The 13,957-nt window shown below is 62.1% G+C and carries 13 protein-coding genes and 1 pseudogene; 11 read left to right on the forward strand and 3 right to left on the reverse strand.

All coding sequences use genetic code 11. The features are described from left to right. Positions 1-1,598 precede the first annotated feature (1,598 nt). From ACOFKX_RS06050 to ACOFKX_RS06075, 6 genes are all read left to right on the forward strand, one after another. On the forward strand, positions 1,599-2,174 hold the full coding sequence (locus ACOFKX_RS06050; protein WP_419826154.1) for a pirin family protein: 576 nt from the start codon (positions 1,599-1,601) through the stop codon (positions 2,172-2,174). A 47-nt stretch (positions 2,175-2,221) separates the two neighbouring features. Next, a complete protein-coding gene (locus ACOFKX_RS06055; protein ID WP_419826155.1) occupies positions 2,222-3,049 on the forward strand; it encodes an alpha/beta fold hydrolase in 828 nt (275 codons plus the stop codon). Positions 3,050-3,116: 67 nt separating this feature from the next. Beyond that, a complete protein-coding gene (locus ACOFKX_RS06060; protein WP_419826156.1) occupies positions 3,117-3,707 on the forward strand; it encodes an NADPH-dependent FMN reductase in 591 nt (196 codons plus the stop codon). Positions 3,708-3,756: 49 nt separating this feature from the next. Beyond that, complete coding sequence (locus tag ACOFKX_RS06065; RefSeq protein WP_419826157.1) at positions 3,757-4,176, forward strand: MaoC/PaaZ C-terminal domain-containing protein; 420 nt, start codon at positions 3,757-3,759, stop codon at positions 4,174-4,176. Positions 4,177-4,196: 20 nt separating this feature from the next. Beyond that, positions 4,197-5,084 carry an SDR family oxidoreductase gene (locus tag ACOFKX_RS06070; RefSeq protein WP_419826158.1) on the forward strand — a complete coding sequence of 296 codons (888 nt, stop codon included), beginning with the start codon at positions 4,197-4,199 and terminating at the stop codon, positions 5,082-5,084. 136 nt (positions 5,085-5,220) lie between these two features. After that, positions 5,221-6,261 carry an acyl-CoA dehydrogenase family protein gene (locus ACOFKX_RS06075; RefSeq protein ID WP_419826159.1) on the forward strand — a complete coding sequence of 347 codons (1,041 nt, stop codon included), beginning with the start codon at positions 5,221-5,223 and terminating at the stop codon, positions 6,259-6,261. 20 nt (positions 6,262-6,281) lie between these two features. Here the strand turns inward: ACOFKX_RS06075 and ACOFKX_RS06080 are convergent. Beyond that, positions 6,282-6,422, reverse strand: a pseudogene (locus tag ACOFKX_RS06080) (Arm DNA-binding domain-containing protein); the annotation flags it as partial. A 374-nt stretch (positions 6,423-6,796) separates the two neighbouring features. On the opposite strand from ACOFKX_RS06080, the gene ACOFKX_RS06085 reads away from it, so the two are divergent. From ACOFKX_RS06085 to ACOFKX_RS06105, 5 genes are all read left to right on the forward strand, one after another. Next, complete coding sequence (locus tag ACOFKX_RS06085; protein WP_419826160.1) at positions 6,797-7,981, forward strand: tyrosine-type recombinase/integrase; 1,185 nt, start codon at positions 6,797-6,799, stop codon at positions 7,979-7,981. Beyond that, entirely contained in the window at positions 7,978-8,697 is a 720-nt protein-coding gene (locus ACOFKX_RS06090) for a hypothetical protein (RefSeq protein ID WP_419826161.1), read from the forward strand. The genes ACOFKX_RS06085 and ACOFKX_RS06090 overlap by 4 nt, the downstream gene beginning before the upstream one ends. 91 nt (positions 8,698-8,788) lie before the next feature. After that, positions 8,789-8,983, forward strand: a complete 195-nt coding sequence (locus ACOFKX_RS06095) for a helix-turn-helix domain-containing protein (RefSeq protein WP_419826162.1) — start codon at positions 8,789-8,791, stop codon at positions 8,981-8,983. Continuing rightward, on the forward strand, positions 8,971-9,867 hold the full coding sequence (locus ACOFKX_RS06100) for a hypothetical protein (protein ID WP_419826163.1): 897 nt from the start codon (positions 8,971-8,973) through the stop codon (positions 9,865-9,867). The genes ACOFKX_RS06095 and ACOFKX_RS06100 overlap by 13 nt, the downstream gene beginning before the upstream one ends. Positions 9,868-10,187: 320 nt before the next feature. Further along, positions 10,188-11,759 carry a DUF927 domain-containing protein gene (locus ACOFKX_RS06105; protein WP_419826164.1) on the forward strand — a complete coding sequence of 524 codons (1,572 nt, stop codon included), beginning with the start codon at positions 10,188-10,190 and terminating at the stop codon, positions 11,757-11,759. A 217-nt stretch (positions 11,760-11,976) separates the two neighbouring features. Here ACOFKX_RS06105 and ACOFKX_RS06110 read toward each other — a convergent pair whose 3' ends face one another. Together ACOFKX_RS06110 and ACOFKX_RS06115 are read right to left on the reverse strand one after the other, a co-directional pair. Beyond that, positions 11,977-12,861 carry an exonuclease domain-containing protein gene (locus ACOFKX_RS06110; RefSeq protein ID WP_419826165.1) on the reverse strand — a complete coding sequence of 295 codons (885 nt, stop codon included), beginning with the start codon at positions 12,859-12,861 and terminating at the stop codon, positions 11,977-11,979. Continuing rightward, positions 12,858-13,394, reverse strand: coding sequence for an alpha-ketoglutarate-dependent dioxygenase AlkB (locus ACOFKX_RS06115; protein ID WP_419827361.1), 537 nt, complete (start codon positions 13,392-13,394; stop codon positions 12,858-12,860). The genes ACOFKX_RS06110 and ACOFKX_RS06115 overlap by 4 nt, the downstream gene beginning before the upstream one ends. Positions 13,395-13,957: the final 563 nt, after the last annotated feature.

Below are 13,957 nucleotides of genomic sequence, written 5' to 3' on the forward strand. Positions count from 1 at the left end.
GGTGCCCCCGCGTTGCAATCGTTTCGTGTCAACTTTGGCAATCTTCCCGGCGCCGTCTATCTCACGTCCTATCCTATCAAGGTCAGCCTTGCTTAACTCAAGAATGCCCAGCTTTTCGCATTCCCGGTCCAACTTCAAAGCGCTGAGGCGGCTAGCCTTCTCGTCGTCGATAAATGCTTCAGCAGCCCCGCCCGGATCGCTCGCGAAGTAGCCCAACCAGAATGCGATCTCATAAGATTGCGGGCAAGCGTAAATGCCTCTGTCGCCATGCCGCGACGGCTTAATAGCACGGCCCCTTGAAAGGTCGAAAGCGCGCGAAGGGTGAGCCTAGTAGCCACAGGTAACGGGTCATGGGTTCCCAAACCGCCGATCCTAACCGACCCCTCAAGGAATGCTGCCTGACCGACATTGTTGAGGCGTCCCGCGAGCGTGAACCAGGCGGCATGCGAGCTTGTTATTGAGCTCTCGGCTTTGTCGGCTGCCTCCGACAAGAACCCATCAGCCCGCCATTGCTGCTCGACGTCGCGCCATTCTTGTTCGTTCCACTTCACGCTATTTCCGTCGGGAACTGGGTTTCGAGATCGCCCACTGATTGTGGATCACGAGCGAATTCGCGATCTGTGTGAAGACGGGCAGGTAGGCCTCGAATGCCTGCGACGATGGCGCGCGATCGTCGACCACTCCGATCCCGCACGTGAGCGTGACGAGCCATTGAGAGTAGGTGGTCACATACTCTGCCATTATGACCCCGACGTCCAAGCCGGCGCGATTTTGACGCATAGTGTAGATGATCCGTCCGGCGGGAAGACCATCCAACGTTGTAGGTCGAGCTTGAACTACGGCGGTACCTGGAGGAGCAAGATCACGGAGACCTTGAGTCGTGAAGGTCGATAAGGCTTCCACTCGGCTAATCGCTTGCCCCGTGTCGACAATGAGCAGGTTGCAGTAGGCGCTTCCAGAGGCATTCCGAAAGTTTACTACGACGTGCTCCCTGTTTCCGTCGGTCGGCGGCCAGCCCCGAGGGACCTTAAAAGAAAGGTCTAAGCCAGCAGCTTTAGGGTGCCCCTTTGAGGAGAAGGTGTTCGTCTTCGCGTCACGGAAATCTTGAAGTTCGAGGCCCTGCGCTAAGGCAGGTTCTGGTCTAAATCCAACTCCCGCGGATGCAACGAGAAGTGCGATCACGAGACGGCCTAGGGGACGCCGATAGCAACCGAGGGTCAGACCCGATGCGACCACCGTTGGCGGGCCCGGATCGGAGATTGCAAGAGGATTGCTCATGGAAACGAAGCTAGCTGTGCGTTGCGCCTGGGTCACGCATGAACTGCATGCAGAGAGCGCCGGACCTCCCGGTTAGACGAACCGATCGAGGTCGAATCCGACGAGTTTCAGATCGCGTTTTTTCCATCGGCATTTCCGCCGCGTCCACCTCGTCGAAGCCGTGATCTCGACCGAAACCGTCCCCCGTCGAGGTCGCGGCCGAGCACTTGCGCCATCGGGTCGCAGATCGCGTTGAAGCCAGCCGTTCCGTCGGCGATGACCGGCAGGAGTACCGCTGAGCGGCCCGCAATATCTCGATCGCAGCGGCGTCTAGAAGGTCAATGGCGAGCGTCAACGCGGAGTTAGGATCGCCCGCCTTCCCCCCGCATCCGCACAACGACATGGAGATCATCACCTACGTCCGCGAGGGTGCCATCACCCACGAGGACAGTCTGGGCAATATCGGCCGCACCGAGGCCGGCGACGTGCAGGTGATGAGCGCAGGCTCGGGCGTCCGCCATTCCGAGTACAACAAGGAGTCGGGCACCACCCGCATCTTCCAGATCTGGATCGAGCCCAAGACGCGTGGTGACGCGCCGTCATGGGGCGCCAAGCCGTTCCCCAAGGGCGAGCGCTCGGGCCAGTTCGTGACGCTGGCGAGCGGCTTCGCGGATGATGACGACGCGCTGCCGATCCGCACCGACGCCCGCATCGTCGCCGCCACGCTGAAGGCCGGCGAAACCGCCGAGTACCCGCTCGGCGCCGATCGTTACGGCTACCTCGTGCCCGCGATCGGCACGGTCGAGGTCAACTGCACCCGGCTGGAGGCCCGCGACGGCGCCGCCATCGCCGACGAAGCGGTGCTCCGCGTCACCGCGATCGAGAATGCCGAGATCGTCCTCGTCGACGCCGCCTGATCCACCTTTTCCGTACCGCGTACCCTCAAGCTCCAAGGAGACCTGCCATGCCGTTCATCACCACCGCCGACTCGACCGAGATCTTCTACAAGGATTGGGGAGCCAAGGACGCACCCGTTGTCATGTTCCATCATGGCTGGCCGCTCAGCTCGGACGATTGGGACGCGCAGATGATGTTCTTCGTCCAGAAGGGCTATCGCGTCATCGCCCATGACCGCCGCGGCCACGGCCGCTCCACCCAGTCCGCTGCCGGCCATGACATGGACACCTATGTCGCCGACGTGATCGCGCTGACCGACGCGCTCGACCTTAAGGATGTGGTCCACGTCGACCACTCGACCGGCGGTGGCGAGGTCGCCCGCTACGTCGCCCGCGCCAAGCCCGGCCGGGTCAGGAAGGCGGTGCTGGTGAGCGCGGTCGCGCCGATCATGGTCAAGACCGACAGCAACCCCGACGGTGTGCCGATGGACGTGTTCGACATGGTGCGCGAGCAGACCGCCGCCAACCGGTCTCAATTCTACTACGACTTCACCCTACCCTTCTTCGGCTACAACCGCGAAGGGGCCGAGGTGAAGGAGGCGGTGCGGCTCAACTGGTGGCGGCAGGGCATGACGGGTAGCGCGCTCGCCCACACGCTCGGCATCAAGGCCTTCTCCGAGACCGACTTTACCGATGACCTGAAGGCGATCAACGTGCCGACTCTGGTGTTGCACGGCGAGGACGATCAAGTCGTTCCGTTCGCCACCTCGGGCCGGATGTCGGCCGAGATCGTGAAGGGCGCGAAGCTGATCTCCTACCCGGGCTTCCCCCACGGCATGCCGGTCACCCACGCCGATCGGATCAACGCCGACCTGCTCGCCTTCATCGAGGGCTGATCCATGGGGCGCGGGACGCTTGATCGTCCCGCGCCTTCATCCGACACTCGCACCGGAGGACCACGCCATGGGCGACCGCATCCTGATCTTCTACGGTTCCTACCGCTCCGACCGGCAGGGCATCCGCCTGGCCGAGTGGCTGGTCAGCGCCTTCGCCGAGCGTGGCGCCGAGGCTGAGCTGATCGACGCCAAAGCGCTCGACCTGCCGATGCTCGATCGCATGTACAAGGAATATCCCAAGGGCGAGGCGCCGCCGGCGCTGGAGGTGCTCGCGGAGAAGATCAGGACGGCCGACGCCTTCGTGTTCGCGACCGGCGAGTATAACTGGGGCGTCCAGCCTGGCCTCAAAAACCTTACCGACCACTTCCTGGAGGAATGGTACTGGCGTCCCGCGGCGATCGTCAGCTACTCGGCCGGTCGCTTCGCCGGCGCGCGCGCCGGGCTCGCCTGGCACGGCATCCTGTCCGAGATGGGCATGGTGGTCGTCTCCAGCACCATCGCGGTGGGCGGCATCAGCCAAGCCTTTGATGCGGCAGGCGAGCCGGCGGGCGATGGCGGATCCGCCCTCATCCATGCCTTTCCGCGCTTCGCCGACGATCTTGCCTGGTGGACGGAAGCCGCCCGCGCCCAGCGCGAGCGCCGCGCCCCGCCGTACTGATCCGGAGAACGCCCACCCTCATCCACCGGCTGGCCTGAAGGAGAGCCCGATGACGCCCGACACGTCGATCCCGCACCTCGTCCTCGGCCCGGTCACGCGGGCAATGCTGGCGCTCTACGCCGGCGCCTCGGGCGACCACAACCCGATCCACATCGACAGCGACTATGCGGCGGCGGCCGGGCAGAAGGACGTGTTCGCGCAAGGGATGCTGTCCTACGGCGTCCTCGCCCGCACGGTGACCGAGTGGGCTGGTCAGACCGATCTGCTCTCGCTCGACGTCCGGTTCGTGTCGATCACCCATGTCCACGACGTCGTCACCTGCACGGGCACAATCATAGAGCGCTTCGATCGCGACGGCGAAGGCTGCCTGCGCGTGGCGCTGCGCGCGGCGGTTCAGGATGGCCGGACCACGTTGGAGGGTGAGGCGATCGTCCGCCACCGCAATCTTGAGCAGGGAGGCTCGCAATGACGCTCCGCTTCGACGAAAGAGTGGTGATCGTCACCGGGGCCGGCAACGGCCTCGGCCGGTCGCACGCCTTGGCCTTTGCCGCGCGGGGCGCGCGCGTGGTGGTCAACGACATCGGCGGTCTCGACGGGCCCGATCCTGCGACGGGCGCGGCCGAGCAGGTCGCGGCCGAGATCCGGGCAGCCGGCGGAGACGCCATCGCCAATGTCGATCCGGTCCAGGAAGGCGGCCGGACCGTGCAGCAGGCGATGGACGTCTACGGCCGGGTCGACGCCGTCATCAACAACGCCGGCGTCCTGCGCGACGCGGCCTTTCACAAGATGACCGACGATCAGTGGCGGACAATCTATGAGATCCACCTGCTCGGCAGCTTCCGGACGACACGCGCCGCCTGGGACCACATGCGCGTCGCGAACTACGGTCGCGTCGTGTTCACCAGTTCGGCCGCCGGCCTGTACGGCAACTTCGGCCAGGCGAACTATTCGGCGGCGAAGCTCGGCATTGTTGGCCTCGGCAAGACCCTGGCGATTGAGGGAGCGTCGCGCAACATCGTCGTCAACACGATCGCTCCCCTTGCGGCGTCGCAGCTCACCGCCGGCGTGATGCCGCCTGCCGTCCTCGAGCGGTTGCAGCCTGAATACGTTAGCCCTCTCGTCCTGCGGCTATGTCACGATAGCCATCGGGAGACGGGCGGGCTGTTCGAAGTCGGCGGCGGGTGGATCTCGGCGGTCCGCCTGGAGCAGAGCGCAGGTGCCTTCTTCACGCTGGCCGACATCACGCCGGAGACCATCGGAGATAGTTGGGACCAGATCTCCGCGTTCGACGCCGTCGTCCATCGTAACAGCGTCATGGATACGATGACCGAGCTTGGCGACCGGATCGGAGTCCCAATCCAGTTTGGAACTCAGTAAAAGGTCTTTAGCGGCGATCTTGCCTCTCGGCACTGATTATCGGCCTGGCAGCGCTGGGTCGTGGTGCAGACCAGCCTTCTAACCTGAGCTACGGTCGTTCGACGGTCTCCCCGCATTCATCGATGACGAGGGCTGCATGATCCTATCAGAAGCACAGATCATGATGCGGGACGCCGTTCGCTCGTTCGCGCAACAGGAGATCCGGCCGCGAAGTGTCGAGTTCGAAGCCAATCGCGGTTATCCGACCGAGCTGATTGAAGGACTGGGCTCGCTGGGTCTCTTCGGCATGATCGCACCAGAAGCGCATGGTGGTGCCGGCGCCGATTACGTTTCCTACGCCTTGGCGTTGATTGAGCTTGCCGCCGCCGATGGAGCACTTTCAACGATCGTGTCGATCCAGAACAGCCTGCTGGTTTCGGGCTTGCTGAAGTTCGGCAGTGAGGCGCTGAAGAGGCGGTTTCTACCCGACCTGATCACCGGCGCAATGATCGGCGCGTTCGCCTTGACCGAGCCGGATGCTGGCTCCGACGCCGCGGCATTGCGCACGCGCGCAACCAGAGTCGATGGCGGCTGGACGCTGAACGGAAGCAAGCAGTTTATCACGTCGGGTAAGATCGCCAAGGTGGCAATGGTGTTCGCCGTCACCGACTCTGCCGCAGGCAAGCGCGGCATTTCTGCCTTTATCCTTCCGACTGATCGAACCGGGTTTGTCGTCGACTCCGTCGAGCGCAAGCTCGGTCAAGCGGCATCCGACACAGCTGCGCTGCGTTTCGAGGATTTGTTTGTAGAAGATGAGCTCCTGCTTGGCGAGTTAGGGGAAGGATACAGGATCGCGCTTTCTAATCTGGAAGCGGGTCGCATCGGCATCGCTGCCCAGAGCGTCGGGATGGCGCGAGCAGCCTTGGAGATCGCGATCGCGTACGCGAAAGAGCGGAAGAGCTTCTCGGTCCCGATCATCGAGCATCAGGCCGTCGGCTTTCGCTTGGCAGACCTCGCCACCCGGCTCGAGGCGTCGCTTCAACTGACTTTGACGGCAGCGGCCCTGAAAGACGCCGGCCAGCCATGTTTAACGAACGCCTCCATGGCGAAGCTCTTCGCATCCGAGAGCGCCGAGACGATCGTCTCGGGAGCGCTGCAAACCTCGACCCGCGCGTCGACGAGCGACACCTTCGGATAGACACCTAAATGCAGCGTCCTCTGCCTGCCGTCGTAGGAGTAGCTCCATTTCCAGAGCTTCGAACCGCCGGGCTTCACTAGTAGGTAAAGCCGGTGGCTGTCGGTCAGCTTATAAGCCTTGTCCCGAGGCTTCGCCGCCCGGATCTTCGCATCGTTGAGCATGATCACCTCTGGGTCCACGTTTTCGACGTGCCGGGACCACGTTTGGGGACCACGCCAGAAGCGGAGGCCTGCGAACGGGTCCGAACGAATCGGCCCGCTAATCGTCAGAAATCAGAGGAAAATGTCGATCCGTGTGGACGCTTGCGAACCCCTGCGGAAGAGGTCCTGGCGGAGACGGAGGGATTATACCTCAGCACTCAGGACGACGTCTAAGCGTCTGAAGATATACAGCTTCCCGTTGTTTTACAGTCATTTGCCATGAAGACGTAGCCATTTGCTCGCTGAGGCGAGCTACCATCATCAGCCGCGGCTGTCCGCCATTAACCGCGTTGCAAGTGGGCATGAGAGTGGGCACCGTAGAGGTCGGAGGAAACATGGCTCGCGCACTCAATCGGCTCACTGTACGACAAGTCTCAACGTTGAAGGATCCCGGGCGCCACGCTGATGGCGGCGGTCTCTATCTACGCGTGACGCCGCAAGGATCCCGCTCCTGGGTGTTCATGTCGAGTGTCGGAGGAACGCGCTCCGAGATCGGTCTGGGTGCTGCTAAGTCGTTACCGTTAGCCCGCGCGCGCGAGATCGCAGCGACGATGCGCGAAGCCGTGGTGGTTGGAAGCGATCCCCGGGCCGTTCTTTCACCGCCTGAGCCAGCCGCGTTACCGCAAACCCCGACGTTCGGCGAGTTCGCAGAAGCGTACATCACCAGCGTCGAGAAGGGCTGGAAGAACCCGGTGCACCGTCAGCAGTGGCGGCACTCGCTCCGTGACCACGCATCAAGACTGATGGCGGAGTCCATTGACGCGATCGATACCGACATGGTGCTCGAGGTGCTCCAACCGATCTGGCTGACAAAAGCGGAAACCGCCGGCCGGGTACGAGGCCGAATCGAGAAGATCCTCGACGCCGCAAAGGCCCGTGGTTTGCGGCCTCGCGACAGCATGAACCCAGCCGCTTTGCGAGGCCATTTAGCCGTCCTTCTACCACGACAGGGAGGGATGGTGCGCGGCCACCACAAAGCCCTGCACTTCGCCGACGTTCCAGTCTTCATGGTCGAGCTTCGTGAACGGACCGCCCTTGCCGCTCGATGTCTCGAGTTCACCATTCTGACCGCTGCTCGGAGCGGCGAAGCGTTAGGCGCCGTGTGGGACGAAATAGATCTCGAGCAGGCGCTATGGACAGTCCCCGCCGCTCGGATGAAAGCGGGAGCCGAGCACGTAGTTCCACTCGCGCCGGCAGCGATCGCCTTGTTGGAAAGCCTTCGAGGTAGCGGTCAGCCAACCGAACGCGTCTTCACGCTACAAGGAGCCATTCGCTCCAACATGGCGATGACGATGCTACTTCGTCGGATGCACGTCGGCAACGCTACCGTGCATGGCTTTCGCAGCAGCTTCCGAGATTGGGCGGGAGACACCACGTCCTACCCGCGCGAACTTGTTGAACAAGCGCTTGCCCACACAATTTCCAGCAAGACCGAGCGAGCATATAGACGCGGCACGGCGATCGAGCGCAGACGTGACTTGATGATTGCTTGGTCAGACTACATCGGGGGAGCGCTATGAACAGCTACGACGGTGAATGGCTATCATCGCTTGATGCAGTCGACCAGCTTACCGACAAGTTCGGGGATCTCACCTGCCCAACGATTGCCGGCTGCCTAAGAGCTGGCAAGTTAAACGTGAAAGCGAGTAAAGCTCAATCCTTCTTTGATTACGGGCACTCGTCTTGTACCGTCAAGGCCCCTCCGGTTACAGTCCACGAGGAGATGAGCGTTCTCTTGAAGTCAGGTCTCACCCTCGAGCACCCGTTTTTCGTAGGACCGGCCATGTGGACCGGCAGCGTCGACTGGGATGCAGACGTAGCTAGATGGGATTGGTACAAAGGCATCTTTGTGATCACAGACAATATCCGACCCATTCCATCTCGTACTCGGATATATGGCATTCAGTTCTTGCGATCAGAGATCAGCGCTTCGGAGAGGCTAAGGCCCTTTTACGACGTAGTTCGGAAGTTGCACGTTTCGGCATCGAAGCCGGGCAGACCTCCGAAGATCGATTGGCGCGCGCCGATTATCCAGTTGATTGAGGAGGCGCGCTGCAATGACCTAGCCGCGGCTTTTGGAACAAGCTCCCGAGGGCGGCGCGCCACTCTCACACGGTGGTTGTCCAATTACTTCGACACTCGCACGGGGCAAATGCCGGAACATAAGGCTCTTAGCGACCTCGCCTCGGAGATCATCCGCGTCGTCAAGTTTCCAGAAGTGGATGATCAAGGGTGAAACCTTTTATCGACTTTCCCTCTGAACCTCGCAATCGACCCTGCTTAACCAGTCTCGTCCGCCAGCATCCGCTGGCGGCGGGAGACCTAAGATGGAACAGCTTGCGGTTACGATCCCTGCCTTCTGCGAGGCATGCGGGATCAAGAAGTCAAAAGCCTATGAACTGATTTCGTCGGGCGATGTCGAGGCCGTCAAGATCGGACGCCGCACGCTCGTATTGAAGGCTAGCATCGACGCACTGATCAAGCGTGGGATTGAGGACGCGCGTCGCGCGTGGAACCGCTGATGCCCGGCGCCGGACTCTCCGATCTCGGCCGCCCCCGCGATCGGTATGACCTATCGCAGCGGGCTGACTTCGGCTCCTTACGGTCACGTCAACGCCGAGATCGGAAGCTAGCGAGACGGATCAAAGAGGCGGCCGAGCAGGCGTCCTCGGGCGCCGGGCAAGACCACCTCGCTGCTTTGGCGCACCACCTGCAATATGCTGAGCGGGCCGAGGAAGCACCGATCAGCCGGGCCTCGTATGTCGGCCAAGGCTATGTCCGACTGCTCGTCGGAAGCGATGTCTACCGGCTTGCCGACCGCGCCCAGCGCCAGGGCGTCCCGATCACGTTTGGAACCTTGGCGTTTCGCGGCGGTGCTATTCGCCCGCATCAGCTTGTAGGAGTGGATCCCCGCCGCTGGGGCAGGCAGCTGCGAGCTGATCTCGACCGCATACGCAAGCGCCAAGGGTTAACGGGACCCGGCTGGTCAACTTGGTTCCTGGACTGCGACTACCTGCAGGTGGAAGGCATGTTCTTGTTCCACTGGCATGGTCTCGCAACCGGGAGCGAGCTTGAAGCCTACCGGGCTTTGCGGAAGCTGAGAAAGTACCGCTCGTGCAAGCAGGGGCCTGACGACCAGCGCGATGCCGTAAAACAGCGAGCGCGAGGGTCACGCAAGCCGCTTTACGACATCGGCTATCTCTGCCTCTACATGTTGAAGGAAGAGTGGCCGTCGCAACCCGCAGCTCGCAACGTCGCGGGCAACCGGAAACGCTCCTTCCCTCGCCCGTTGCCTGAGCATCTGCGTCCCGCAGAACGGCTGTTCTTCGACCAGTGGCCGATTCAGGCAATCTCCGTCATGCGGGGACTCCGCGTGGTCAACGGACGCCTCCAGCCCACCCGTTAAAAGTGTGCACGAATGGTGATGCCGTGGAACGGCAAAGACGTCGTGCGTGGCAAGATAGAACCCGTAAGCTGCCAATCTGCGCTGGTTAGCGAGTTGCTGTTCACGGATTCTGTGGACTGCGTAAGTTCAGAACTTGTAAAGACACAGCAGAGAGTTTGCCGACGTTTAGCGTGGAAAGTGTGGATTCTGTGGATCTGCGCTGGGCGGCACTACCTCGCTTTGAAGACTGCATCTAACTTCGGTTTGGAGACACGATCATGAAAAAGCGCCGCTACTCAGGAATTACCGTGCGAGGCGTTCGCTCAGCACGTGGCCATCCCATGGCTAAAATCAGCGACGGCGAGGCATCGCATCTTGAATTGATATCGCAACTTATCACCAATTTTCCAGCCTGCATGGGTCGGCTGGCCGACTCAGGCATCGTGGCGGTCGGAGAGCGCGCAGCGGAAATCAAGAGGCAGCTAGGTGATCTTACCTATGACAGCGACGAGATTGTCTACGACTCTTGTGGTTGGAACGGCGGCGTCTTCGTTGATGGCGCCAAGCGTAGTTACGCACCCGAGGGTGCGCCAGTAGGACACGCTATCTTCAACACGCCGGGTGATCGTTTCCGATCGTGCGGAACCATTGAGGACTGGCTCGAGAAGGTCGCCGCGCCCCTAGCCGGGCAGCTGGTTGCAGAATTCTGCTTCGGCGTCATGTTCGCGGGCATCCTGACCAGCTTCACGGGCTTCACCGTAAACCCTGGACTTTCGCTCGTCGGTGACACAGAAGATGGCAAGTCTCTGATCCTGATCCTTGCAAGCTCTGCATGCGGCCCACCAACGTCTGACAATACCGGTGACGGCTATCTGCTCTCCTTGTCCGGTACAGGAAACGGCATTGAGGAGGAGATGCAGAACTACGTAGATATGACAATGATCTTCGACGAAGCCACCGCCTTTGGGTACGGCCTGAGCGAGAAGGAACGAGGGCGGGCGTTTATCGATGTCGTTTATATGCTGGGCAACGGCAAGGAAAAGAAACGACGCGGTGAGCACGCCCGCCATTTCAACTTCTGCTACATCACCTCCTCCAACAACGAGGCTAGCGATATCATAAGGGGAGCTGACACACAGGAGGTCGTTAAAGCTATAAACTCCCGATTAAACTCGATAAACCTCAAAGGACGACCAAATGGCGTATTAGATCGATTGCCACCCGGTTTGTTCAATAAAGGCGACTTCTTGGGTGACCTTCTTACCCAAGCCCAGCGAAACTATGGCGTTGCGATGCCTCATCTGCTTAAACAGCTGGTCGACCGCGTCGCTTCCGATCCCGACGCCTTTAAAGAATTGGTACTCGAGCACATCACCGATTTTCGAGATGTGGCCACATTGGGTTGGCCTCAAAAGGCCTCGAAGCGCGTCCTGGATAATTTCGGCCTGATCTACGCAGCTAGTAGCTTGGCACAGCACTACGGTGCTTTACCGGCGTCTTTCTCGCCGATGGACTCAACGCTCGCGTGTTATCGGCTGCATCTCGCCTCGTCACTGCCGCCGCCCCGCCCTGTCGAAATCGTTGCGGCGCTCCTTGACGACCCCGAGGTCGAACACCTCGATCGAGGACAGCGGCTGGATATCACGGTCGAGCAGTTTGCGGCGCTGAAAGCTGTCAAGGTCGTTTCGCCCAAGTACACTGAGTTGATCATGACCGCGAACGCCGCCGATCGGTTGTTTGGAGGCTGGAGCCGAGCCGTCAGAAAGGACCCGGATATAGCGAGGATCCACAAGCGCGAAGGCGGCCGCCCCGACACTTACCGGAACATTCGCGCGGCGGATCGTGACCGCGTTGTCTGCTTCCGGATCAAGCCAGACTGGCCGTTTCGACGGCAGCTCGAGCCAGTTAGTTAGGAGGAGATAATGCCGCGATTGTCCCTGGATCATGAACTCGCTTGCGCGAGCAACCGCGGCAGAGACTAATGTCATTAATGTGATAACGCCATGAGTAGGCGTCGGAGCAATCCGGCGCCTACAGCATTTCGAGCCTAGTGGTTTGTTGGGCAACTACGAGATCACCTCCGGAACCGGACGTTGGCTCATCAGGGTAGATAGCCACCGCCGGTAGCGGTCAGCCATGCAATCGACGCAGTTCACGCCGGAGCTTCTGCTCGGTGACGATCTCGGTCGCCGCCCCACGCCGCCGCAATTCTTCGGCCCGGCGGTAGTCCGCATGCGCGGTGACAAAGCGACCGAAAGGCTGATCGTCACTGATGACGAGCTTGGTCGTGGTGGTGCCGACCGAGGACATCACGCGGGCGCCGGCTGCTGCGAGCCTATGCGCAAGGTCGCCATCTCGGGCCGCGCCGAGGATTACCACGCGCTCGCCCTTCAGAGGACCTGTCGCAGCCGCTCTCGGCGCCGGAGTGCGGCGAACGCTCGTCGGTGACAGCCAGCCGGCGAGGCCGATGCCGGTATGCTCGATGGCACGGACGATCACCATGCCGGCTGCCCGCGCGTCGCTGAGCGCATCGTGGTGCTTGTGCCGGACGCCGAGAAACTTCGTCAGCACGTTGAGCCGGTGGCTGGAGAGTTCGGGCCAGGCGCGCTTCGCCACCCGCACGCTGTCGAGCCACGTCGTCTCGATCACGGCACGCCCATGGGTCGCGCACGCGGCGCCGAGCGCACCCTTGTCGAAGAAGGAATGCGCGACCGTGATCCGGCCCGACAGGTGTCCGTCAATCGCCGCATGGATGTCGCCGAACGTCGGAGCGCCGAGGACATGGTCGCAGGTGATCCCGTGGATGCGGGTATTGAACGACGAGAAGCGGTCGAGCGGATCGACCAGCGTCTCGTACTCGAACATTTCCACACCATCTCGGAAGCCGACGATGCCGATCTGGCAGATGCTGCCGACGCTCGAGCAGGCGGTCTCCACGTCGACGACGACGAAGTCGGGGACGGCGGACTCGGATCCGAGCGCCTCGGGCCGGGGGATCGTCACGGTAGCCGTCATGTTCGACCCGCCAGGCCGCGGAACGTGATCGACCAGCGCGGCCGTTCGATCTCGACGATGCTGTGCTCCCACTCGTACCGAGCGGATCCGGACATGTGGTAGGCCGCGCGCGGATCGAGCGGCACCGACGCCCTGTCGAACCCACCGGCTCGCCTGCGCCGGAAGCGCATGGTGGCCGGCTCGCCGAGCGAGATGCCGAGCACGTGACCGTAGACCGGCCGATCGCGATGCCAGCCTATGCCCGCGCCCGGATCGTAACGGATGAGCAGCGCCTGGATCAGGTCCTCGGGATCGAGGTCCGCGAACCCGGCCATCCGGTCGCGGAACGGGCGCAGCCAGTCGGGGATGGGCGGCGCCTCTGCCGGCCGGCCTACCTCGAAGTCGTAATTCCACCCGAAGGAGGTCGTCAGGCGCTTGCCAGTCCAGCCCTGGAAGCGGAACGGCGTGAGATCGGTCGCATCGATGCGGCCGATCAGCATCCGTTCCTCGCCAGCATCGATCAGGTCCGATCGCGTGCTGAGCCCCGGCAGCATCGGTGCGTCGAACAGGTCGAACGTCACGCCGCCACCTCGGCGAAGATCGGCGATCCGCTTGGGCCAACGGCCTGCGGCTCTTTCGAGTCCATAACGGTCACGCCGACCAGCCGGATTTCCTCCTCAGGCGGAAGCACCGATCTGATCACCTCGACGACTGATCGATGCGGAGCTGATGCCACTACGCCACGGGCGCCAGCGTAGCCTACCGCGACCGGACGCCCGCGCGGCAACGAACCGTCACGCTACTTCCCGGACGCGACGAAGGCGTCCATGCCGACGTAGGTGATCTTGCGAGCGGCGGCGATCATCCCGCTGGCTTATCCAACTCGGAACGGAGTGGGAACAAGGGACTCGCAGGCGACCGAGGCTCTGGAAGTTTGCTTCGCGATGGCGGGTGCCCCACAGCGGCGCGGTTGCAACGACCCAGCCGCCGCCGCTCATGGTTGATGCGTGACTGCCCGGAAGCAGACGTACGTTCAGGTCGAAACCGCTCTACTCGGATCGCACGGCTAGCGGCGGACGCCCTTTCACTCCGTTCGCCACATGGTAGGATTGCAGCT

It is taken from the genome of Sphingomonas sp. (genome assembly GCF_965200105.1).
Lineage (GTDB): Bacteria > Pseudomonadota > Alphaproteobacteria > Sphingomonadales > Sphingomonadaceae > Solisphingomonas.